The sequence below is a fragment of the Streptomyces sp. NPDC085596 genome, from assembly GCF_044541565.1.
GTDB lineage: Bacteria > Actinomycetota > Actinomycetes > Streptomycetales > Streptomycetaceae > Streptomyces.
On sequence record NZ_JBITTC010000002.1, the window covers coordinates 876440 to 898772 of the forward strand.

Sequence of the window (22333 nt, forward strand, 5' to 3'; positions counted from 1 at the left end):
GGGTTCAGTGCTCGGAGTCGGAGGACTTCCAGCGGAAGACGCGGCGCTCGGCGAAGGTCAGCAGCCCCTCGGCGAGGAGCGCCACGACCGCGAGGATCACCATCGCGGCGTATACACCAGCGGAGTTCAGGGTGCCCTGCGACTGGGCGACGAGCAGGCCGATGCCTCGGGTGGCGCCGATGTACTCCCCCACGATGGCGCCGATGAGCGCGAAGCCGAAGCTGACGTGCAGGCTGGTGAAGATCCAGGAGGTGGCCGAGGGGATGACGACCTGGAGGGTGACCTGACGGTCGGTGGCGCCGAGGATGCGGGCGTTGGCGACCAGGTCGCGGTTGACCTCCCGCGCGCCCTGGAAGGCGTTGAAGAACACCGGGAAGAACACCAGGACCACGGCCGAGGCGACCTTGGAGGCGGGTCCCAGCCCGAACCAGATCAGGAAGATCGGGGCGAGCACGATCCTCGGGATGGAGTTCAGCACCTTGATGTAGGGGCCGAACAGGTCGGCGAGGAAGGCGACCCGGCCGAGCGCGATCCCGAGGACGACACCGGCCACGACCCCGATGACCCAGCCGAGGAGTGCCTCGTAGAGCGTGTACCAGATCTGTTCGCCGAGGGAACCGAGGGCGGTGCCGTGCAGCACCCAGGACGTGATCTGGTCCCAGATCTCGGAGGGCATCGAGAAGTTGAACGGGTCGATGACCTCGGCGCGGGACAGCACCTCCCACAGACCGAGCACGACCACCAGCAGCAGCACACGGGCCACCATCACGATCACCCGGCGCCTGCGGGCGGCCTGCGCCCGCGAACGGGCCGGTGCCTGCCGCTTGGCGGTGTCGACGGGCAGCGCGGTCACGGTCTCAGGCGACATCGGTGGCACCTCGCTCACGGGTGATGCGGACCTCTTCACCGAGGGACTCCCAGATCTCGCGGTAGATCTCGATGAACTTCGGCTCCAGCCGCACCGACTCCACCTTGCGCGGCCGGGGCAGGTCGATGGTGAACACCTGCTTGACCGTCGCGGGCCCGGCGGTCATCACGACGACCTTGTCGGCCAGCGCGATCGACTCCTCCAGGTCGTGGGTGACGAAGACGACGGAGGCCCCGGTGCCCTCCCACAGCTCCAGCAGCTCGTCCGACATCAGGGCCCGTGTCTGCACGTCGAGCGCGGAGAACGGCTCGTCCATCAGCAGGATCTCGGGGTCGTTGACGAAGGTCGCGGCGAGGGCGACCCGCTTGCGCTGGCCGCCGGAGAGCTGGTGCGGATAGCGGTCCTCGAACGCGGCGAGTCCGACCCGGTCCAGCCACTCGCGGGCCTTCTGCCTGGCCTCCGCCTTGGGCACGCCCCGGAAGCGGGGGCCGGCCATCACATTGGACAGCACCGTGCGCCAGGGGAACGTGGCGTCCTGCTGGAAGACGAAGCCGACCCGGTCGCCGACGCCGTCGACCGGCTGCCCGGCCACCAGCACCTCGCCCTCGGTCGGCTCCTCCAGCCCGCTGACCAGGGTCAGCGTGGTGGACTTGCCGCAGCCGGTGGGACCTACGACGGCGACGAACTCGCCGCGCTCCACGGTGAGGTCCAGGCCGCGCACCGCGGTGTGCGGATCACCGGAAGGGGTTCTGAAGATCTTGCTCGCGCCCCTCAGCTCGATGGCGGGGCTGGTGTCTGCGCTCATGCACCGGGACGGTAGGCGTGGGGCCGCTCCGGCAGCAGTCTTGTGCGCGCAACCCCTTCTTTTGCTCGCAAGAGCCTGTTGTGCTCGTTTTGCTCGCGCTACAACTGCGGAGCCGAAACACGGGCTTAACGCTCGCCGGCCTTGAAGGAAGGGCCCGATGATTGACGTGCTGGTCGTGGATGACGATTTCCGTGTCGCCGAGATCAACGCCAGGTATGTGGCAAAGGTTCCCGGATTCCGGGTGGCCGCCCGCGCCCACAACGCCGCCCAGGCGCTGGCCGCCATCGAACGCGGGGCCGTCGACCTGGTGCTGCTGGACCACTATCTGCCGGACCGGACCGGCCTCGAACTCGTCCACCACATGCGCCAGCAGGGCCACGGCACCGACGTCATCATGATCACGGCGGCCGGCGATGTGACGACCGTGCAACAGGCGATGCGGCTCGGCGCCCTGCACTACCTGGTGAAGCCGTTCACCTTCAACGCGCTGCGCGGCCGCCTCGATTCCTACGCCGCCCTGCGCCGCACCGTCGACCGGGTGGGCGGGGGCGGGGTGACCGGCCAGGAGCAGGTCGACCGCATCTTCGGCGCCCTGCGCACGGCCACCGCGCCGTCCGCTCCAGGGCTGCCGAGCGGCCATACGGAGCCGACCTCCGACCTGATCTGCGGTGTCCTGCACGGCGCGGAGCAGCCCCTGTCGGCCCACGAGGTGGCGTCCCGCACGGGGCTGAGCCGCTCCACCGCCCAGCGCTATCTGCGCCATCTGGAACAGGCGGGCCGACTGCGCCTGTCCCTCAGATACGGCGACACCGGCCGCCCTGAGCACCGGTACGCCTGGGTGACGCCGTGACGCCATGACGCTCTGACGTCACCCAGGGCCGGCGCCGGCCTTATACGGCTCCGGCGCCGGTCAGCGAACGCACCTCGGTCTCCGCGAACTTGGCCTCGTCCGGCACCTCGTCCGAGGTGACGGTGCCCAGCCAGCCCGAGAGGAAGCCGAGCGGGATGGAGACGATGCCCGGATTCTGGAGCGGGAAGTACTGGAAGTCGACGCCGGGGAACAGCGAGCCGGGGCTCCCCGACACCACCGGCGACAGCAGCACCAGGATCACCGCGGGGATCAGCCCGCCGTACACGGCCCAGACCGCACCGCGTGTGGTGAAGTTCCGCCAGAACAGTGAGTACAGCAGCGTCGGGAGGTTCGCCGAGGCGGCCACGGCGAAGGCCAGTCCGACCAGGAAGGCCACGTTGAGATCGCGGGCCAGCAGTCCGAGCGCGATCGCCACGATCCCGATGGCGGCCGCCGCGACCCGCGCCACCGCCACCTCACCGCGTGGGGTGCTGGGCGTACGCCGGAGGGACGCGTACAGGTCATGGGCCACGGACGCCGAGGAGGCGAGCGTGATCCCGGCGACCACCGCGAGGATCGTGGCGAAGGCGACGGCGGCCACGACCGCGAACAGCACGGTGCCCCCGGTGGAGGAGGCACCGCCGCCCAGGTCGAGCGCCAGCAGCGGGATCGCCGTGTTCCCGGCCGCGTTGGACCGGCGCAGCGCATCGGCGCCCACAACGGCGGTCGCCCCGAAACCGAGGACGATCGTCATCAGGTAGAAGCTGCCGATGAGCCCGATCGACCACACCGTGGAACGCCGGGCGGCCCGCGCGGTCGGCACGGTGTAGAAGCGGGACAGGATGTGCGGCAGTCCCGCGGTGCCCAGCACCAGCGCCAGACCCAGGCTGATGAAGTCCATCCGGGCGGTCCAGTCACCGCCGTACTTGAGCCCCGGCGCCAGGAACGACGCCCCGTGCCCACTGCGCTCGGCCGCCGTCAGCAGCAACTGGTTGATGTCCCCGTGGAACCGCACCAGGACCAGCACGGTCATCACGATCGTCCCGACCAGCATCAGGACGGCCTTCACGATCTGGATCCAGGTCGTCGCCCGCATCCCGCCCAGCGACACATAGATCACCATGAGCGCGCCGACCCCGATGACCGTCCACGCCTGCGCGGCCCCGCCGGAGCCCCCGAGCAGCAGCGCCACCAGGCTTCCGGCACCCACCATCTGCGCGACCAGGTACATCACGGACACGGTGACCGAGGAGGCGCCGGTGGCGATCCGCACCGGCCGCTCGCTCATCCGCGCGGCGACCACGTCGGCGAGGGTGAACCGGCCGCAGTTCCGGACCAGTTCGGCCGCGAGAAACAGCACGACCAGCCAGGCCACGAGGAACCCGACGCCGTACAGGAGCCCGTCGTAGCCGTACAGCGCGATGAGGCCGGTCACGCCGAGGAAGGAGGCGGCCGAGAGATAGTCGCCGGAGATGGCGAACCCATTTTCCAGCGGGGTGAACAGGCGCCCACCGGCGTAGAACTCCTCCGCGGACCCATGTCTGCGACGGCTCACCCAGGTGGTGATGCCCAGTGTCACGGCCACGAACACGCTGAACAGAACCAGCGCCAGCAGCTGGTGGTGGCCGGTCACGAAGTGCCTCCCTGGATGCCACGGGTCAGCTCCTGGGTGTCCCAGCGCAGTTCCAGCGCGGGCCGGTCACGCCGCAGCCGTGCGTGCCGTGCGTAGGCCCAGGTGAGCAGGAAGGTGCTGAGGAACTGCCCCAGCCCGGCGAGCATCCCCACGTTCACCGCCCCTATGACGGGCCGCGCCATCAGGCCCGGCGCTGCCGTCGCGGTGACCACGTACCCCACGTACCAGAAGAGGAAGGCGGCGACTCCGGGAACCACGAACCTCCGGTACCGGCTGCGCACCTCCTGGAACGCCTCGCTCTGCTGCACCGCGAGATACACGTCGCGCGCACGAGCCGCCGCGATCTCCCGCTCGCCCTCACCGCGCGGGTGCGGCACGGCCGGCGCGGGCATCCCCGCCCCGTCCAGTTCGCTCCAGCCGGCGGCCAGCGTGTCGTGCCAAGGGTCCTCATGCCGCACATCGCGGGAAGTCACGCCCTGCTCTTCCTCGTTGTCGGCCGAACTTCCCGGACCGTCCCCGGTACCGAAGTGTCGGCCGTTGCTTGACTGCATACCCAAGGATGGACAGATCGGGAAGATCCCCGACACATCTTCCCGTACCACTTCACCCCATTAGGTGAGTCACTCCACCCTCGGCCGCACGATGCCCTTCGCATACGCGTAACGCACCGCCTGCGCACGGTCCTTGAGGCCCGTCTTGGCGAAGAGGTTGTTGATGTGCGTCTTCACGGTCGCGGTGGAGACGTGCAACTTGCGGGCGATCTCCTGGTTGCTGAGCCCCTCGCCGATCAGCACCAGCACCTCGCTCTCGCGGGCGGTCAGTCCGTCGGGAGGCTCCGGCGGTGCCGTCGTCCGCACCTCGGCCTCGGACAGCCTTTCCAGCAGCCGGAGTTGGATACCGGGCGCCAGCCCCGCCTCCCCCGACAGCACGCTCTGCACCGCGCGCACGATCTCTTCCCCGCCCGCGTCCTTGGTCAGGTATCCCCGCGCTCCGGCGCGCAGCGCGGCGAACAGGGACTCGTCGTCCGCGAACGTCGTCAGCACCACCACCTGGGTGCCCGGATACCCGGTCCGGATACGGCGGGTGGCCTCCACCCCGTCACAACGGGGCATCCGCAGGTCCATCAGCACCACGTCCGGGGCCAGTTCGCGGACCAGGCGCACCGCTTCCTCACCGTCCCCCGCCGCGCCGACCACCTTGAGGCCGGGCAACAGCCCGAGCAGCATCACGATGCCTTCCCGCACCACTGTCTGGTCGTCGGCGACCACCACCCGCGCGGGCTTCCGCTCCCCCTCCGGCGCCGTCATACCGGCACCTTCAACGTCACCACGAACCCCTCCTCGTCCGGCCCCGCGTCCAGCGAGCCGCCCAGCAGTTCGGCCCGCTCCCGCATGCCCAGCAGACCGTACCCGCCGCCGGAGGCCGCCAGTTCGCCCGGACGCCCGCCCTTGTCCCGGACATCGAGGGTCACTTGATGCTCGCTGTAGTCGAGCCGGACGCGCACCTTCGCGCCCTGAGCGTGCTTGTGGACGTTCGTCATCGCTTCCTGCGCCACCCGGCGCACAGCCTGGGACGCCTCGGCCGGCAGGGCCCTGCGCTCACCCGTGACGGTGACCTCGCCGCCGTCCGCCACGCTGACGAGGTCCGTCAGGAACTCCTCCAGCGGCGTCAGTTCACCGCGCAGCGCGGACAGGGCCTGTCGGGTCTCGGCGAGGCCGTGGCGGGCCATTCCCCGCGCTGCCACCACCCGCTCCAGCACCTGTTCACGGCTCGCGTCGCGCTCCAACAGCAGCCGGGCCGCCTCCAGGTGCACCATCTGCGCCGAGAGGCTGTGGGCCAGCACGTCGTGGATCTCCCGCGCTATCCGCGCCCGCTCGGTCAGCGCCGCCGACCTCGCCTCGGCCTCTCGCGCGGCCCGTTCCTGAGCGAGCAGCCGCTGTGCGTTGCCCCGCGCCTCCGCGTCCAGCCGCGTCACGTATCCGGCGAGCGCCAGCCCGGCCACGGTGGCGGCGGTGGTGAGCCACATGTCGTTGTTGAAGACCGCGTACGAGGCCAGGGCGACCGATGTCACCGGCACCGCCGCCGCGAGGGGCAGCCGCTCCAGGGCGAGGATGCCGCAGCCGCACCAGAGCACCAGGGCGGGTCCCCGGAAGCCCGTGGTCTGCGCGGCGATGGCCAGGACCGGCAGCACACCGATGAGTGCCAGGGACGGCAGCAGCCGGTGCGCGTAGGTGGTGCGAAAGTAGCCCCACGCCGCGCCGGAGGCCAGCAGCACGCCTGCCACGGCGGCGGCTTCTCCCCACGCGGGGACGTCGTCCTGTCTGAGGGCGGCCCACAGCAGCAGCCCGAGCAGCACCACCCTGATGGCCTGGGCCAGCAGACGCCTGGGGCGGCTGATGCCCTCCCGGCTGAGCGCCTCGCGCGAGGGCCAGCGTGTCCAGGAGTTCTCGTTCACACCCGCTCCTTCCGCGCCGATCGTGCCGCCGGGGCCACCGGCGTTCCGCCGCCGTACGTCGGTGCGGGGCCGGGCGAGGAGACCAGCAGTCGCGCCCGCCAGGCGGTGATGCCGCCACGAACCAGCAGGGTCGCGGCGAGGCCCAGCATCAGGGCGGCGCTGTCCTGCCGGACGCCGATCGCGTACCCGAGGCCGAAGAGACCGCCGCGCAGCGCTATCCCGCCGACCCAGACGCGGGCGCAGGCTTTGGTGCTGCGGCTCCACACGACTCCGTCAGGCGCCCTCCAGATCCGGGTGGTCCACGCCCAGCCCGCTCCAGTGGCCAGGCCGACCGCCACTTCCGCGACGAGCAGTCCGAGGGACTCGATGCGGTGGTGGGCGTCGAGTATGCCGGGCTCGCGCAGCGCCATGACCGTGAGGATCGCGGGCGCCGGCCACCAGCGGCGCTCGGCGTCGATGGCGTGGGTGCGGAACTGCCTTGCGATCACCAGAACGGCGACGGCCACGATCACCAACGCGTCGGCGAACCCGGACATCCGAGCCTCCGTGTACGAGAGGGGTGTCGGAGGCGGTCGCTCCCGACACCCTCGAAATTACGGAAATCCGCAGGCCAAGGGATCGGAGCCGGGGTGGATCACGGGTGGATCTCCACAGGCCGGACTTCTCCACCCACGGGTGGAGCGATGTCGGGGTGAACCCTGAGCCAGACCTCCCGGACCTCCCGGGCTGCCCGGACCTCCCGGACCTCTCGGACCTCCCGGATCTCTCGGATCTCTCGGATCTCCCGGGGCTGCCCGGACCTCCTGACCCGAGGGACCAAGCCCTCCGGGCCCGGCACGGGCAACGAAAACGGGAGCACCGGCCGAGGCCAGTACTCCCGTCACCCCGCGTGCACCCGGTCAAAGCCGAGTGCACACGGCTACGCGTCGATCCGCGAGCGGTCCAGCGTCGCCGCCGAGCTGGAGATGAACTCCTTGCGCGGCGCCACGTCATTGCCCATCAGCAGGTCGAAGACCTGCTCGGCGGCCTCGAGGTCGGCGAGGTTGATCCGGCGCAGGGTGCGGTGGCGCGGGTCCATCGTGGTCTCTGCCAGCTGGTCGGCGTCCATCTCACCGAGGCCCTTGTAGCGCTGGATGGAGTCCTTGTACCGGACGCCCTTGCGCTGGAACTCCATGAGCGTGTCCCGCAGCTCACGGTCCGAGTACGTGTAGACGTACTTGTCCTGGCCCTTCTTCGGCTGGACCAGCTCGATGCGGTGCAGCGGGGGCACGGCGGCGAACACGCGGCCCGCCTCGACCATGGGCCGCATGTACCGCTGGAAGAGCGTGAGCAGCAGGCAGCGGATGTGGGAGCCGTCGACATCCGCGTCGGTCATCATGATGATCTTGCCGTAGCGGGCGGCGTCGATGTCGAAGGTGCGGCCCGAGCCCGCTCCTATGACCTGGATGATCGCGCCGCACTCGGTGTTCTTGAGCATGTCGGTCACGGACGAGCGCTGCACGTTGAGGATCTTGCCCCGGATGGGCAGCAGCGCCTGGAACTCGGAGTTCCGGGCCAGCTTGGCCGTACCGAGCGCGGAATCGCCCTCGACGATGAACAGCTCGCTGCGGTCGACGTCGTCGCTGCGGCAGTCGGCGAGCTTGGCGGGCAGGGACGAGGATTCCAGGGCGGTCTTGCGCCGCTGGGCGTCCTTGTGCTGGCGGGCGGCCACACGGGTGCGGGCGGCGGCGACCACCTTTTCCATGACCGTGCGGGCCTGTGCGGCGTCGTCACGCTTGGTGGAGGTCAGGAACGCCTTGAGTTCCTTGGCGATCACGGTGGAGACGATGCGGCGGGCCGCCGAGGTGCCGAGCACCTCCTTGGTCTGGCCCTCGAACTGCGGCTCGGCCAGGCGGACCGTGACGACCGCGGTCAGGCCCTCCAGGGCGTCGTCCTTGACGACGTCGTCCTCGGCGACGCGCAGCAGCTTCTTGGCGCGCAGCACCTCGTTCATCGTCTTGGTGACCGCCTGCTCGAAGCCGGCCATGTGCGTGCCGCCCTTGGGGGTGGCGATGATGTTGACGAAGGACTTCAGATTGGTGTCGTAGCCCGTGCCCCAGCGCAGCGCCACGTCGACGCCCAGTTCGCGGGTGACCTCGGTGGGCGTCATCTGGCCGTGCTCGTCGAGGACCGGGACGGTCTCCTTGAAGGTGCCCTGGCCGGAGAAGCGGAGTGTGTCGCAGACCGGCTTGTCGGTGGCCAGGTACTCGCAGAACTCGCTGATACCGCCGTCGAAGCGGAAGGACTCCTCGCCCTTGCTGCCGCCGTCGCCGAGGCCCATCTCGTCGCGCACGACGATGGTGAGGCCGGGCACCAGGAACGCGGTCTGCCTCGCCCGCTGGTGCAGGTTCTCCAGGGAGAGCTTGGCGTCCTTGAGGAAGATCTGCCGGTCGGCCCAGTAGCGCACGCGCGTGCCGGTGCGGTTCTTCGGGATCTTCTTGGTCTTGACCAGGCCGGTCCCGGCCTCGAACTTGGCCTCCGCGCCGCCCTTGGCGAAGGCGCCCGGAACACCGCGGCGGAAGCTGATGGCGTGGGTGTTCCCGCCACGGTCCACCTCGACGTCGAGCCGGGAGGAGAGCGCGTTCACCACGGAGGCGCCGACGCCGTGCAGGCCGCCGGAGGCCGCGTAGGAGCCGCCGCCGAACTTGCCGCCGGCGTGCAGCTTGGTCATGACGACCTCGACGCCGGACAGGCCGGTCTTGGGCTCGACGTCCACGGGGATGCCGCGGCCGTTGTCCCGCACCTCGACGGAGCCGTCGTCGTGGAGGATCACCTCGATGCGGTCGCAGTAACCGCCGAGGGCCTCGTCCACGGAGTTGTCGATGATCTCCCAGAGACAGTGCATCAGGCCGCGGCTGTCGGTCGAGCCGATGTACATGCCCGGGCGTTTGCGCACGGCTTCGAGGCCCTCAAGGACGAGCAGGTGCCGCGCGGTGTAATTGGAACCGTCCCGGTCAGCTCCTGCCAGCAGCGCTGTGGACGGCACGGACGTATCGGCGGTCACGCGGTTCGCTCCTCGCTGAATTTCAGATGGGCCCCTTGTGGGTAAGGAGCCGGCTTCGGTAGCCGCTCAGAGGGTACCGATGCCTGGTAGAGCCGGTGTAACGCCACCCTCATCGGGAAACTCAGACTAGCCGAGGGTCGCACGGGCGTTCGATCCCTCGATGGAGTGAAGCACACATCACGTTCCCTTCGAGGCATGAACCATTTAGGCTCCGGGCACGTCCTCATCAACAACCGGCAACCCAGCCGGGAGGACCGACCCCCGAAGACCGCGCGAAACCGTAAGCACCAGACCACGCGCTACGGCACATTCGCCGCCAACCGGCAACAGCCAGCCATCCGGAAAGAAATTTTCGACGGAAAGCCACGAGCGGGAACGATTTCGGCCTGGTTGGATGTTGACCCTGGTACGACAGCTCGTCGAGCTAGAGAAGAGGCGACGTGACTACTGTTCTGACCCCCGCGAGCCCGCTGACGGCCGCCGATCGCTGCGACCGCTGCGGCGCCCAGGCATACCTGCGCGTCGTCCTGCTGAGCGGCGGAGAACTGCTCTTCTGTGCCCACCACGGGCGCAAGTTCGAGCCGGAACTCAAGAAGATCGCCGCTGAGATACAGGACGAGACGGAACGGCTGGTTGCCGTTCCCAGCACCTCTGCCACCGAAGAGCGCTGAATCTCGCACCCAACCGACGAGCCAGCCCCGGCATCAGGCCGGTGAACGGGCGGCTGCTTCCCCGAAGGAGCAGCCGCCCGTACTCGTACCCGAAAGGGGGCCGCAGGCCCTCTCAGGGGCGCCTGGGGGCCTCCTGGGACCCTTCCGCGGCCGGCTCCAGCGTGCGCACGACCTCTGACACGCGGGTGTAGACGCCGGGGCTCCCCGGCTGTCCGCACCCGCTCCCCCAGGACACCAGCCCGATCAGCCGTCCCCCGGCGACCAGCGGACCGCCGCTGTCGCCCTGGCAGGCGTCCGGTCCTCCGGCGGCCTCTCCCGCGCAGAGCATGGAGGCGGGGCTGTAGGTGCCGTTCCGTCCGCCCGGATAGGCGCGGGCGCAGAGGTCGTCGGCCAGCACATGGACGCGCGCGGCGCGCAGACGGTTCGTGTACGCGCCCCCGCCGCTCGTGTCACCCCAGCCCGAGACCAGGGCTTCGGTGCCGGGCGCGTACGCCGCGTCGCCGGCCGCCGCCATGGACACGACGGCGCTCTGCGGCACCGGCTCGGCGAGTGTGAGGACGGCGTAGTCCCCCGCGTTGGTGACGGGGTCGTACTCCGGGTTGACCTTCACCTCCCGCACGGCTGTCTCCTGGCCGTCTGCCGCCAGCAGGTCGGTACGCCCGGCGATGATCTTCAGGTCGCGCACCCGGTTCGGGGGCGCGCCCAGGACGTCGTCGGCGACACAGTGGGCGGCGGTGAGGACGGTGGTCGGCGCGATCGCCACCCCGCCGCAGAACTGGCCCGCCCGGCTACCCCCGAACCGGTCACGGCTAGAGACCGCCACCGTCCACGGGGCCTGGGAGACATCTATCGGAAAGCCGCCGACCACGACACTGTCGGCGGCGGCCGAAGCAGCACCGATCAGGGGTATCGCGGTCAGCGTGGCCGCCAGGGCGAGCGGCCGGATCAGTGCCCGGACAACGGAACGGCGCATGCGGACTCCTCACTCAGGGTGGTTCCGGAACACCCAGAGTCATCCAGCACACGGTGGCCCGCAGCACGAAGGCCCGGCTCCCACGAGGGGAGACGGGCCTTCGGCGTTCGAACCGGCGCGGTCTAGTCGAGGTAGTCCCGCAGCACCTGGGATCGTGAGGGGTGGCGCAGCTTGGACATGGTCTTCGACTCGATCTGGCGGATGCGCTCACGCGTCACGCCGTAGACCTTGCCGATCTCGTCGAGCGTCTTCGGCTGACCGTCGGTGAGGCCGAAGCGCATCGAGACGACGCCGGCCTCGCGCTCGGACAGGGTGTCGAGGACCGAGTGCAGCTGCTCCTGGAGGAGCGTGAAGCTGACGGCGTCGGCGGGTACGACGGCCTCGGAGTCCTCGATGAGGTCACCGAACTCGCTGTCGCCGTCCTCGCCCAGCGGGGTGTGCAGGGAGATGGGCTCGCGGCCGTACTTCTGGACCTCGACGACCTTCTCCGGGGTCATGTCGAGTTCCTTGGCCAGCTCCTCCGGGGTGGGCTCGCGGCCCAGGTCCTGGAGCATCTGGCGCTGCACGCGCGCGAGCTTGTTGATGACCTCGACCATGTGCACCGGGATACGGATGGTGCGCGCCTGGTCGGCCATCGCGCGGGTGATCGCCTGACGAATCCACCAGGTGGCGTACGTGGAGAACTTGTAGCCCTTGGTGTAGTCGAACTTCTCGACCGCGCGGATCAGACCGAGGTTGCCCTCCTGGATGAGGTCCAGGAAGAGCATGCCGCGGCCGGTGTAGCGCTTGGCCAGGGAGACCACCAGGCGGAGGTTGGCCTCCAGCAGGTGGTTCTTGGCGCGGCGGCCGTCCTCGGCGATGATCTCCAGCTCGCGCTTGAGCTTCGGGGCGAGCTTGTCGGAATTGGCGAGCTTGTCCTCGGCGAACAGACCGGCCTCGATGCGCTTGGCCAGCTCGACTTCCTGCTCGGCGTTGAGGAGGGGGACCTTGCCGATCTGCTTCAGGTAGTCCTTGACCGGGTCGGCGGTGGCGCCGGCCGCGGCGACCTGCTGCGCGGGCGCGTCGTCCTCGTCCTCGTCCGACAGCACGAAGCCCGCGGCCTCGGTGCCCTCGGGCTCGTCGGTGGACTTGGTCTCCTCGACGGCCTCGTCCTCGAGAAGCTCGGCGTCGTCCTTCTTGGCGCCGGTCTTCTTGGCCGCCGTCTTCTTGGCCGTGGTCTTCTTCGCGGCCGTCTTCTTGGCCGTGGTCTTCTTGGCAGCGGCCTTCGTGGCGGAGGCGGCTTCGTCGGAGTCGTCACCCGCGGCGGCGGACGTGGCCGGGGCGGCCGTGGCCTTCCGGGTGGTCACCGTCTTCGCCGCGACCGTCTTGGTGGCGGTGCGCTTGGCCGGACTCTTCGCTGCGACGCTCTTGCGGGTGCGCTTGGGCTCTGCGGCACTGACCATCAGCGTCACACCCTCTTCCTCAAGAATCTGGTTGAGGCTGCGCAGTACGTTCTTCCACTGAGTGGCCGGAATCTGGTCAGCTTCGAAGGCCCGACGCACATCGTCGCCGGCGATCTGCCCCTCAGCCTTTCCCCGCTCAATGAGCGCCATGACAGAGACGGACTCGGCGATCTCCGGCGGGAGCGTACGGGATGTGCTGGCCGACACGAACAACCTCTCGGAACGTTGGAAAGCGGCTTTCGGCCCCGTCCAGCATGGACAGGAGCCGACCACCGGCCTGGGGATGGGCCGACGGCGCGGGCGGGGCCGGGAAGAGACACAGCGCCTGGCACGGCGTCCGTATTCCCTCCGCGGCTGTTCACCTCTTAGGTCATCGCGCTGTTTCCGGGAGCGTTACGCCCAATCCGCGTGGCCCGAGTCACACCCTGTCAACAGGCAAATGCGATCAGATGTGAATGAAGCGGTCCGCTGCCAAGTCCGTCTTGATCACTTCGCCGGGTCCGGGCGGCCCGTCACACCGCCGGACTCGGCCGGAATTGTGACAGTCCGGCCGAGTCCGGCGACGGCGGGACCCCGGTCGCGGTGCCGCCATCTCGATCACTGGGGCGCGCCGCGCGGGCGGGCGCGCCGTCCGCGTTCGCCGTCAGTGCTCACGCGGAGCGGGAACCACGCGCTCCACCTCGGGCTGGACCACGAGCAGCTGCCGCATGGCCCCCTCGGCCACGGCGCCGTCGCCGCTGCCGAGCCCGTCCACGATCCGCGCGTGCTGTGCGACGGACGCCTCGGTCGGCCGCTCGCATCCCGTGGCGGGACCGCCGGAGACCTGGAGGGCGGCGGAGACGATCCCGGACAGGTGCTCCAGCATCCGGTTGGCCGCGACCTGGATGAGCAACGCGTGGAATTCGGCGTCGGCGCGCGAGAAGGTCAGCGCGTCACCCTGGGCGAGGGCGTGGCTCATGATCTCGACCAGGTCGACGAGGCGCTGCTGCACGTCTTCCCGGCCGTGTCCGGCGGCGAGGCGGGCGGCGAGCGGCTCGATCGTCCAGCGCAGCTCGTTCAGCTCGCGGCGCTGGTCGTCGCGCTGCGGGCCGAAGGCGCGCCATTCGATGATGTCCGGGTCGAGCAGGTTCCAGTCGCTCACCGGGCGCACGCGGGTACCCACGTTCGGCCGGGCGCTGACGAGGCCCTTGGCCTCCAGGACGCGGAGGGACTCACGCACGACGGTGCGGGAGACCTCGAAACGCTGGCCGATCTCCTCCGGCACCAGCGGGCGGTCGGCTCCCAGATCTCCGGAGACGATCATCTGACCCAGCTGCTGAACGAGCTGGCCGTGCAGTCCACGCCCGCGGCTGCCCGCGGCGCGCCGGCCCATGCGGCCCAGGTCGGAATCGGCGCCCTCCCAGGCGGGCGCCACCACGCGGTCGGCCATGGGGGCCTCGGCGTAGGGGTAGCGGTCGAGTTCGCCCGGTCCGGCGAGGCCGGAGTCGGCGGAGCGGGCGGCGGTCATCATGGTGTGCGCAAGGGTACTCACGCATCATTTGTCGGCGCTGCCTCCAACTGCCTTGAGGGCTTTGGTGAAAAGCACACGAAAGGGTGATCGCTCACCCCGTCGCAATTGACGCCTTATCGGAAATAAACGGGCTTTCTGTGGGGAGTTGTGTGCACGGCGGCGCTGAAACCGCACCTCAGGGCGTCATCTCGCCCGGGCACGCAGTGTCGTGATCAGGTACGCGCACAGCAGCGCGGCGAGCGACAACGTCATTGCGCCACCTACGGGTTGAACGATCACACGCGCCAGACCGAGCAGATAGCGCTCGCCCCCGAAGGGCCACTGGAGCAGGAGGACCTCCCGCATCCGCAGGTGCATTCCGGCTGCGGCTCGCACATATGAACCTTCGAACATCCGGTGCACGAGTGGTACGACGGCCACCGGCACCGCGAGGACGGCGGCGAGCCCCGCCGCGGTCGACCGGAACACCCCCGCCGCCAGCACACCGGACCACGCGCAGCCGACCACGAGCGCCAGCCAACTCGCGCACAACGGCAGCCAGTCGCCGGGCACCTGGACCAATTCCCGGCCATAGACGAGATAGAGAAGTTCGGCGTCACAGCCGAGAGCCAGAAAGGCCAGCATTCCGGCGGTGATTCCGGAGACGACGAGCTTCGCGGTGAGCAGCCCCAGCCGGCGCGGGACGGTGCCGCGATCCGCCGCCAGCGCGGGGTGGCGGAACTCGTCCCCGAAGGCGAGCGCACCTAGCAGCCCCGCCGCGAGCGCGACGGGCGGCAGTGGCAGTTCACGCGGCCAGGCGGCGAACAGGCGCGCCTGCGGGGTGTGCCCGATACGGGCCAGCACCACGGCGGTGACGGCGGACACCACGAGGGCGACCCCGCAGACGACGAACCCGGTGCTGATCCCGGTGGCGCGCCTGAGTTCATAACGCAGGGGGCGGAGCGGGCTGCGTACGGAGCGGACGGCGATGGGGAGCGGCAGGGGGTCGGGGGCCTCACCGGTCTCGGCCTCCTCCGGAGCGGCGGACTCCGGCAGTGCGGTGTCCGTCTCTCCGGCCGGTTCGGCGTCGCTCACCGGCTCCTCCTCGCCCTCCGGCCGCATGTCACCGACTTCATCGGCGAGTTGGTGGATGAGGATGCCGTTGCGGAAGGCCGTCTCTCCGATGTCCGCGGTGGTGCTGCCGTACACGGAGAGGCGGTTGCCCTCCTCGCGGACGACTTCCACGGAACGCCGTTCGGTGCGGGCCTCCTTGGTGAGCAGGTTCGCCAGGCGTGCGGCGTGGGGGCTGCGGACGGCGACGCGGGGGCGGAGCCGGGTGCGGGCGAACTCCTCCGCGTCCAGGTCGGCGACGATCCGGCCCGCTTCGAGGGTGAGGACATGATCGGCGTTGCGGGCGGCCTCCTTGGCATCGGCGGTCGTGAGGAGTACGGCACCGCCTTGATCGGCGTACTCCCGCAGCGTGGTGTGCAGCCAGTGCTCCTCGGGGGTGGAGAGTCCGGCGGCGGGTTCGTCCAGCACGAGGGTGTGCGGGTCGGGGAGCAGGGCGCAGGCCAGGCCGAGCCGGCGGTCCATGCCGAGGGACAGCGTGCCGAGCCGTTCCTCGCGGAGGCTGACGAGGCCGACCTCCTCGAGGACTTCGTCGGCCCGCCGGGCCGGGACACCGGCCGCCGCGCAGAGCATGCGCAGGTGGCCCCGGACGGTACGGGAGGGGTGTCCGGGCACATCGCCGAGGAGTACGCCGACCTCGCGCGAGGGGTGGGCGATGCAGTGCAGGGGGCGCCCTCTGAAGTAGGTGATGCCGCGCCCACGCTGGAGTTCGAGCATCAGCCTGAGCACCGTCGTCTTGCCCGCTCCCGCTGCTCCGAGGAGGGCGGTCACATGGCCGGAGCGCGCTTCGAAGGAGACGCCTTCGACGGCGGGTGGCTGGGCTTTGGGAGAATCACTGGTCAGTCCGACAGCCTGGATCACCTGACGCAAGATAGCGCCCTATGTCCTGTTTTTCGGGTATCACCCCTTCTGTCCGGCAGTTGTTCGGCGGAGGGTCAACCTGCATGGCTCACTTGCCCGATGAGCGCCCGGCTCGCACCCCCGCCCAACTGCCGTTCCGGCCGCGGCTCGACGCCCGGCCTCAGACCTCGGGGCGGAGCATCGGGGGGTTGAGCAGGGTGGCGCCGCCCGCCCTGAAGAGCTGGGCGGGCCTGCCGCCCTGGCGCGTGGTGGTGCCGCCCGTGGGGACGAGGAATCCGGGGGTGCCGGTGACCTTGCGGTGGAAGTTGCGCGGGTCGAGCGCCACACCCCAGACCGCCTCGTAGACGCGGCGCAGCTCGCCGACCGTGAACTCCGGCGGGCAGAAGGCGGTGGCCAGTGACGAGTACTCGATCTTGGAGCGGGCGCGTTCCACTCCGTCGGAGAGGATCTGGGCGTGGTCGAAGGCCAGGGGCGCCATCGGTTCGCCGTCGCGGGCGTAGCCCCCTTGCTGGAGCAGTTCCTCCACCGGCGCCCAGCGCGCGTTGCTCGCGTCGCCGCCCGCGCGCGGGGCGGGGAGGTCGGGCGCGAGGGCGAGGTGGGCGACGCTGACCACGCGCATACGGGGGTCCCGCTTCGGGTCGCCGTACGTGGCGAGCTGTTCGAGGTGGGCGCCGTTGTCCTGCGCCGGGGTCGCCGGATCGTGGGCGCAGAGCCCGGTCTCCTCGGTCAGCTCGCGCGCCGCCGCCTGGGACAGGTCCTCGTCGTCCCGCACGAAACCGCCGGGCAGGGCCCACCGCCCCTGGAAAGGAGGCTCGCCCCGGCGTACCGCCAGCGCACACAGGGCGTGGCGGCGCACGGTCAGCACGACCAGGTCCACGGTGACGGCGAAGGGCGGGAACGCTGACGGGTCGTAGGGCATGCCGCGATCATAGTCGTCTTCCTGACGATAAACACTCCGTTCGCTGGGAGGATCGGTGAATCCGCAGGGACCGATTGCAGGGACCAGACAGTTCGGGGCGACCGCTCAGCCGTCCTCCCTGTCGCGGCACGTCCTGCCGGCTCCGGAGGGGGCGGGGTGTGAGCGGGTAGGGCGTCGGTTTCGGGCTTGCGGCCGCTGGGTGCGAGGGCCGGTGTTGCCAGGGACGGTGTCACCGGGACCCGTGGAGCGGGGGCGGCGCTTTCGGCGGGCGGGGGTGGCCGGGTCCGTCTCCAGACCCTCTTTTGCGGTGGGCGCCGCGCCCGGAGGGAGCTGGGAGCTGGTCTTCTGCTCAGGAAGGTTCGCCCCCGTCGACGGCAGCCCCTCCCCCGGCGTCCGCCCTTCCCGCTCCACGCGCAGGCACCGGCGGATGGATTCCGGGTCCAGGCCCTCGTTGCACGCCCGGTGCAGGAGTTGGGCGAAGAGGTACTCCGGGTCCGCGCCGAGGGCCATGGCCAGGGCCTCGCGGGCCTCCAGTTCGTCGCCGGTCGACCAGGCGACCCACCCGGCCAGGGTCAGCGGAGCCGCCGCGTGCTCGCGGTACGGGCCGACGCAGCGGCGGGCCAGCGCCCGCCAGAGCCGCAGGGCGGGAGGCCCTTCGTCGCCCTCCATCCAAGCGGCCGCCCGGTCGCGGGTCGTGCGGTCCTGGAGGCCGAGGATGAGGGTCGCCGCCTCGTCGTGCCCGAGGAGGGCGTCGTCGCGGACGTCCGCCGGGTGGATGCCCGACACCGGCGCGGCCTCGGCGAACCGGCGGATGATCCGTTCGGCCAGGTCCAGCGTCTCCTCGGCCACCTCGGCGCGGCTCGCGTCGTCCAGGATGCGGGGCACCAGGGCCATGCCGGCGGTGTCCAGCGCGACCTCCTGCTCCAGCGCGGCCGAGGTCTCCCAGGGCTGCATCCTCGCGCGCAGCTCCCGTAGCGAGCCGCGCACCTGGATGCCGGCGTAGGTGGCCGCGGCCGCCATCGCCGAGGTGCCCGGCATGCCCATCGGCGTGCCCTCGGGCGGGCAGCAGCTCTCGACCGGGCAGACGTAGGACCAGAAGCGGGTGTCCGAGACACACAGCGCCTCGATCACCGGTACGTCGAGACCGCCGCACTCCGTGCGCAGCAACTGGGCGAGCGGGGCGAGCCGGAGCATCACGTCCCGTCCCGACTCGCCTGGTCGTGGCTCCTGGCAGACGTAGGCCACGATCCGCTCGGGCCGGGTGCCGCGCCGTCGGGCGCCGATCACCAGCCCTCTGGCGATCTGCCGCGCCGCGGCCGGCCAGTCCTCGTCGCCGGCCGGAATGCCCAGGCGGGCACGGCCACCGAAGTTGCCGCGGTCGAGCAGGCTGACCAGCACCATGCTGTCCTCCGGGCGGTACCCCAGAAGGTAGGGCAGCGCGTCGGCCAGCTCGGCCGGGGTGCGCAGGGCGATCGGGGTGTCGGGCGTGATTTGCCCATCGAAGGACACTCCCGCCGTGATGTCACCGTTTTCGAGGGGTCCGGTCGTTTCGCCGTGATTCGTCATGCGCCGACGATCCCGCGGATATCGAAATCCCGCTTGAGCCTGTGGATAAGTCGCATCAGGAACACGACAACCAGCCCCCGGCCCGCACCGCCCCTTCGACCGGCGCCATCCCGTTCCCGCCCCGCCCCCTCACCCAGCCGCGGCCAGCACCAGCGGCAGAACCTCCGCCGCCCCCGCCCTTCGCAGCAGCCGCGCCGCGACCGCCAGGGTCCACCCGGACTCGGTCCGGTCGTCCACGAGCAGCACCGGGCCGGGAGCAGCGGCCAGAGCGGCCCCCAGATCCCCCGGCACGGTGAACGCGGAGGCCAGCGCCTGGAGCCGCTGGGCGGAGTTGCTGCGGTGCGCCTGATGTGCGCCGCCCTCCCCCGTGTACGCGAGCGCCCCCAGGAACGGCAGGTGTCCGATCGCGGCCACCCGTTCCGCGAGGGACGCGACGAGCTGGGGCCGGTTCAGCGAGGGCATGGCGACGACGCCGACCGGGCGGGCCATGGCGTCCGGGGTGCTCGACGCCCAGCCGCCCGGCGAGCGCGCCCAGTCGGCGAGGACCTCCACCACGGCCTTCAGCACGTCCTCCGGGACGGCACCGTCGGGTGTCTGCTCGGCCAGCAGCGGCCGCAGACGGTTGCCCCAGCCGATGTCCGAGAGCCGCCCGAGAGCACGTCCGGTGGCGCACTGCTCCTTCGCCGGGATGCGGCCCTTGAGGTCGATGCCCAGCGCGGGCATCCCGGTGGGCCACATGCGGCGCGGCTCGATCTCCACGCCCGGCCGGTCCAGTTCACCGGCGGCGGCCGACAACGCCTCGCCGGAGACGGCCGTGTCGACCCAGGCGCCCGCACAGTTGTCGCAGCGCCCGCACGGGGTCACCTCCACGTCGTCCAGCTGGCGGCGCAGGAACGCCATCCGGCACTCGCCCGTGCCGACGTAGTCCCGCATGGCCTGCTGCTCGGCTGCGCGCTGGCGGGCGACCCATGCGTAGCGTTCGGCGTCGTAGACCCAGTCAGCGCCGGTGGCCGTCCAGCCGCCCTTCACACGGTGGACGGCGCCGTCCACGTCCAGCACCTTCAGCATCAGTTCCAGCCGGGTGCGCCGCAGGTCCACCAGCGATTCCAGCGCGGGCACGGACAGGGGGCGGCCCGCGTCGGCGAGGGCGGCCAGGGTCTGGCGGACCTGTGCCTCGGGCGGGAAGGCGACTTCGGCGAAGTACCGCCAGATCGCCTCGTCCTCCTTGCCCGGCAGCAGCAGCACGTCGGCGTGCTCGACGCCTCGGCCCGCGCGGCCCACCTGCTGGTAGTAGGAGATCGGTGAGGACGGCGAGCCGAGGTGGACCACGAAGCCCAGGTCCGGCTTGTCGAAGCCCATGCCCAGCGCGGAGGTCGCCACCAGGGCCTTGACGCGGTTGTCCTGCAGGTCGGCCTCGGCCTGCTGGCGGTCGGCGTTCTCCGTGCGGCCGGTGTACGAGGCGACGGCGAAGCCGCGTGCGCGGAGGTAGGCGGTGACCTCCTCGGCGGCCGAGACGGTCAGCGTGTAGATGATCCCGGAGCCCGGCAGATCGTTGAGGTGCTCCGCCAGCCACGCCAGCCGGTGCGCGGCGTCCGGCAGCCGGACCACGCCGAGCCGCAGGCTCTCCCGGTCCAGCCGCCCCCGCAGCACCAGCGCCTCGCCCGCGCCGGTGCCCAGCTGCTCGGCCACGTCAGCCGTCACGCGCGCGTTGGCGGTGGCGGTGGTGGCGAGCACGGGCACGCCCGGCGCCAGCTCCTGGAGCATGGTGCGCAGCCTGCGGTAGTCGGGGCGGAAGTCATGGCCCCAGTCGGAGATGCAGTGCGCCTCGTCCACGACCAGCAGGCCGGTGGTGGCCGCCAGCTTGGGCAGCATGCGGTCGCGGAAGTCGACGGAGTTGAGCCGTTCCGGACTCACCAGCAGCACGTCGACCTCGCCGCGCTCCACCTCCTCGTGGATCACGTCCCACTCCTCGGGGTTGGCCGAGTTGATGGTGCGGGCCTGGATACCGGCCCGCGCGGCCGACTCGACCTGGTTGCGCATCAGCGCCAGCAGCGGCGAGACGATCACCGTGGGACCCGAGCCACGACGGCGGAGCAGGGCGGTGGCCACGAAGTACACGGCCGACTTGCCCCAGCCGGTGCGCTGCACGACCAGGGCCCGACGGCGGTCCACGACCAGGGCCTTGACCGCCTCCCACTGGTCCTCCCGCAGCCGCGCCGACCCCTCCGGGGCGCCGACCAGCTCGGCGAGGACGGTGTCGGCTTCGGTACGCAGCTGCTCCAGGTCGTTCATGCCCCCATGCAACCGCACCGCACCGACATCCGGCCACTCGCCGGCCGCCCCTCACGGGCGACTGCCGGTCGGCCGGGCCTGTGGCTGCCGGGTCGCCGATACGGGGGCGTCGTCATGGGCCGTGGCCAGAGCCACGAGGGCGGCGGTCAGCGCGATCAGACCGCCGGCCCACAGTCCCGAACGCGCACCGAGCGTGTGGGTGGCGGCGCCGACGAAGAGGGCGCCGAGCGGGGTGCTGCCTTGCAGGATCACGGTGTAGAGGGCCATCACGCGGCCTCGGTGGGCCGGGTCGCCGCCCAGTTGGATGCGGTGGTTCGCCGCCTGGACGAAGTAGAGCGAGGCGAATCCGGTCGGCACCAGCAGCACCAGCGCGACCGGCAGGTTCGGCGCCCACCCCGTGATCAGCTCCAGCGCGCCGAACGCGCATCCCCAGACCGCCACCAGCCGCGCCGAGGGGCGGCTCCGGCGCAGGGTGCCGACCAGTGCGGCCAGCAGGGAGCCCCCGGCGAGCGCTGCGGTGAGAAGCCCGAAGGAGGCGGCTTCGGTGTGGAACACGACACGTGCCATGAGCGGCAGTGTCAACGGCAGGTTGAGGCCGAAGAGCGCGACCGCAGCGACCAGCGCGAGCGTCGTGAGCAGGTCGGGCCGGGTACGCAGATGGGCCAGGCCCTCGGTGACGCGGGCGGGCGTGGCCGGGCGGGGCGCGCGGTGCAGCTCCGCCGGGCGCATGGCGCGCAGTCCGGCGACCGTGGCCGTGTAGCTGGCGGCGTTGAGGAGCATGGCGGTGCCGGTGCCCGACCACTGGATGAGCAGCCCGGCCAGCGAAGGGCCCAGTACGCGCGCGATGTTGAAGTAGGCGCCGCTGAGCGCGGAGGCGTTGGGGAGCAGTTCGGGGCCCACGAGTTCGGTGATGAAGGACAGCCGGGCCGGTACCTCCACGGCGTTGGCCACGCCGAGCGCGGCGGCCGCGACGTAGACGTGCCACAGCCGCGCCGCGTCGGCGGTCACCAGCAGGCCGAGGGCCAGCGCGAAGACGCCGGAGGCGATGTTGGCGCCGGTCAACAGGGCGCGTTTGTCGTACCGGTCGGCGAGCCGGCCGCCATACAGGGTCAGCAGGAGGACCGGGGTGAACTGGAGGGCGGTGACGGTGGCGAGGGCCGCGCCGGAGTTGCCGGTCAGCTCCAGTACGAGCCAGTCCTGGGCGACCGCCATCATCCAGGTGCCGGTGGCCGAGGCGACCTGGCCGGCCGCGAAGAGCCGGAAGTTGCGCACCTTGAGGGAGCACAGACTGGTGGCGAGCAGGTGGCGGCCGGTTCCTGGCGTCATGATCCGGTCCTA

The 22333-nt window shown here is 70.9% G+C and carries 18 protein-coding genes; 2 read left to right on the plus strand and 16 right to left on the minus strand.

The features are described from left to right. Nucleotides 1-4: 4 nt before the first annotated feature. Nucleotides 5-868, minus strand: a complete 864-nt coding sequence (locus ACIGA3_RS09475; RefSeq protein WP_399712155.1) for an ABC transporter permease — start codon at nucleotides 866-868, stop codon at nucleotides 5-7. Further along, nucleotides 858-1673: an ABC transporter ATP-binding protein gene (locus ACIGA3_RS09480; RefSeq protein WP_399712157.1), complete on the minus strand. Its 816-nt coding sequence runs from the start codon at nucleotides 1671-1673 to the stop codon at nucleotides 858-860. The genes ACIGA3_RS09475 and ACIGA3_RS09480 overlap by 11 nt, the downstream gene beginning before the upstream one ends. Before the next feature lie 157 nt (nucleotides 1674-1830). Here ACIGA3_RS09480 and ACIGA3_RS09485 point away from each other — a divergent pair, with 157 nt between their 5' ends. Then, entirely contained in the window at nucleotides 1831-2523 is a 693-nt protein-coding gene (locus tag ACIGA3_RS09485; protein WP_399712159.1) for a response regulator, read from the plus strand. A 40-nt stretch (nucleotides 2524-2563) separates the two neighbouring features. Here ACIGA3_RS09485 and ACIGA3_RS09490 read toward each other — a convergent pair whose 3' ends face one another. The 6 genes from ACIGA3_RS09490 to ACIGA3_RS09515 form a co-directional block, all read right to left on the minus strand. Beyond that, nucleotides 2564-4156 (minus strand): cation acetate symporter, encoded by a 1593-nt coding sequence (locus ACIGA3_RS09490; protein WP_399712162.1) that lies wholly within the window; start codon nucleotides 4154-4156, stop codon nucleotides 2564-2566. Then, on the minus strand, nucleotides 4153-4707 hold the full coding sequence (locus tag ACIGA3_RS09495) for a DUF485 domain-containing protein (RefSeq protein WP_399712165.1): 555 nt from the start codon (nucleotides 4705-4707) through the stop codon (nucleotides 4153-4155). The genes ACIGA3_RS09490 and ACIGA3_RS09495 overlap by 4 nt, the downstream gene beginning before the upstream one ends. Nucleotides 4708-4776: 69 nt before the next feature. After that, nucleotides 4777-5463: a response regulator gene (locus ACIGA3_RS09500; protein WP_399712168.1), complete on the minus strand. Its 687-nt coding sequence runs from the start codon at nucleotides 5461-5463 to the stop codon at nucleotides 4777-4779. Next, the gene (locus tag ACIGA3_RS09505) at nucleotides 5460-6611 is read right to left on the minus strand and encodes a sensor histidine kinase (RefSeq protein WP_399712171.1); all 1152 of its coding nucleotides are present in this window, start codon (nucleotides 6609-6611) and stop codon (nucleotides 5460-5462) included. Before ACIGA3_RS09505 ends, ACIGA3_RS09500 begins: the two co-directional genes overlap by 4 nt. Beyond that, nucleotides 6608-7147 carry a DUF1453 domain-containing protein gene (locus tag ACIGA3_RS09510; protein WP_399712174.1) on the minus strand — a complete coding sequence of 180 codons (540 nt, stop codon included), beginning with the start codon at nucleotides 7145-7147 and terminating at the stop codon, nucleotides 6608-6610. The genes ACIGA3_RS09505 and ACIGA3_RS09510 overlap by 4 nt, the downstream gene beginning before the upstream one ends. A gap of 383 nt (nucleotides 7148-7530) precedes the next feature. Beyond that, nucleotides 7531-9654 (minus strand): type IIA DNA topoisomerase subunit B, encoded by a 2124-nt coding sequence (locus tag ACIGA3_RS09515; protein WP_399712177.1) that lies wholly within the window; start codon nucleotides 9652-9654, stop codon nucleotides 7531-7533. A 440-nt stretch (nucleotides 9655-10094) separates the two neighbouring features. Between ACIGA3_RS09515 and ACIGA3_RS09520 the strand changes: the two genes are divergently transcribed. Beyond that, complete coding sequence (locus ACIGA3_RS09520) at nucleotides 10095-10325, plus strand: hypothetical protein (RefSeq protein ID WP_399712180.1); 231 nt, start codon at nucleotides 10095-10097, stop codon at nucleotides 10323-10325. A gap of 112 nt (nucleotides 10326-10437) precedes the next feature. Here ACIGA3_RS09520 and ACIGA3_RS09525 read toward each other — a convergent pair whose 3' ends face one another. From ACIGA3_RS09525 to ACIGA3_RS09560, 8 genes are all read right to left on the minus strand, one after another. Then, entirely contained in the window at nucleotides 10438-11298 is an 861-nt protein-coding gene (locus ACIGA3_RS09525; RefSeq protein ID WP_399712183.1) for a serine protease, read from the minus strand. Nucleotides 11299-11420: 122 nt separating this feature from the next. Next, the gene (locus ACIGA3_RS09530) at nucleotides 11421-12947 is read right to left on the minus strand and encodes an RNA polymerase sigma factor (RefSeq protein WP_399712186.1); all 1527 of its coding nucleotides are present in this window, start codon (nucleotides 12945-12947) and stop codon (nucleotides 11421-11423) included. Between the two features lie 436 nt (nucleotides 12948-13383). After that, nucleotides 13384-14271: a FadR/GntR family transcriptional regulator gene (locus tag ACIGA3_RS09535; RefSeq protein ID WP_399712189.1), complete on the minus strand. Its 888-nt coding sequence runs from the start codon at nucleotides 14269-14271 to the stop codon at nucleotides 13384-13386. A gap of 162 nt (nucleotides 14272-14433) precedes the next feature. Continuing rightward, nucleotides 14434-16218 (minus strand): ATP-binding cassette domain-containing protein, encoded by a 1785-nt coding sequence (locus ACIGA3_RS09540; RefSeq protein ID WP_399712191.1) that lies wholly within the window; start codon nucleotides 16216-16218, stop codon nucleotides 14434-14436. Between the two features lie 160 nt (nucleotides 16219-16378). Continuing rightward, a complete protein-coding gene (locus ACIGA3_RS09545; protein ID WP_393911921.1) occupies nucleotides 16379-17137 on the minus strand; it encodes an NUDIX domain-containing protein in 759 nt (252 codons plus the stop codon). Between the two features lie 105 nt (nucleotides 17138-17242). After that, complete coding sequence (locus ACIGA3_RS09550) at nucleotides 17243-18703, minus strand: DUF4192 domain-containing protein (RefSeq protein WP_399712194.1); 1461 nt, start codon at nucleotides 18701-18703, stop codon at nucleotides 17243-17245. A gap of 129 nt (nucleotides 18704-18832) precedes the next feature. Beyond that, on the minus strand, nucleotides 18833-20995 hold the full coding sequence (locus ACIGA3_RS09555; protein ID WP_399712196.1) for a RecQ family ATP-dependent DNA helicase: 2163 nt from the start codon (nucleotides 20993-20995) through the stop codon (nucleotides 18833-18835). 51 nt (nucleotides 20996-21046) lie between these two features. After that, nucleotides 21047-22321: an MFS transporter gene (locus ACIGA3_RS09560; protein WP_399712199.1), complete on the minus strand. Its 1275-nt coding sequence runs from the start codon at nucleotides 22319-22321 to the stop codon at nucleotides 21047-21049. Nucleotides 22322-22333 lie beyond the last annotated feature (12 nt).

Excerpts from the sequence above, each read along its gene's own strand:
- ACIGA3_RS09500 (WP_399712168.1), bottom strand. The coding sequence starts at position 5,463 with ATGACGGCGCCGGAGGGGGAGCGGAAGCCCGCGCGGGTGGTGGTCGCC.
- ACIGA3_RS09550 (WP_399712194.1), bottom strand. The coding sequence starts at position 18,703 with ATGACGAATCACGGCGAAACGACCGGACCCCTCGAAAACGGTGACATC.
- ACIGA3_RS09495 (WP_399712165.1), bottom strand. The coding sequence starts at position 4,707 with ATGCAGTCAAGCAACGGCCGACACTTCGGTACCGGGGACGGTCCGGGA.
- ACIGA3_RS09475 (WP_399712155.1), bottom strand. The coding sequence starts at position 868 with ATGTCGCCTGAGACCGTGACCGCGCTGCCCGTCGACACCGCCAAGCGG.
- ACIGA3_RS09545 (WP_393911921.1), bottom strand. The coding sequence starts at position 17,137 with ATGCCCTACGACCCGTCAGCGTTCCCGCCCTTCGCCGTCACCGTGGAC.
- ACIGA3_RS09555 (WP_399712196.1), bottom strand. The coding sequence starts at position 20,995 with ATGAACGACCTGGAGCAGCTGCGTACCGAAGCCGACACCGTCCTCGCC.
- ACIGA3_RS09525 (WP_399712183.1), bottom strand. The coding sequence starts at position 11,298 with ATGCGCCGTTCCGTTGTCCGGGCACTGATCCGGCCGCTCGCCCTGGCG.
- ACIGA3_RS09480 (WP_399712157.1), bottom strand. The coding sequence starts at position 1,673 with ATGAGCGCAGACACCAGCCCCGCCATCGAGCTGAGGGGCGCGAGCAAG.
- ACIGA3_RS09485 (WP_399712159.1), top strand. The coding sequence starts at position 1,831 with ATGATTGACGTGCTGGTCGTGGATGACGATTTCCGTGTCGCCGAGATC.
- ACIGA3_RS09510 (WP_399712174.1), bottom strand. The coding sequence starts at position 7,147 with ATGTCCGGGTTCGCCGACGCGTTGGTGATCGTGGCCGTCGCCGTTCTG.
- ACIGA3_RS09560 (WP_399712199.1), bottom strand. The coding sequence starts at position 22,321 with ATGACGCCAGGAACCGGCCGCCACCTGCTCGCCACCAGTCTGTGCTCC.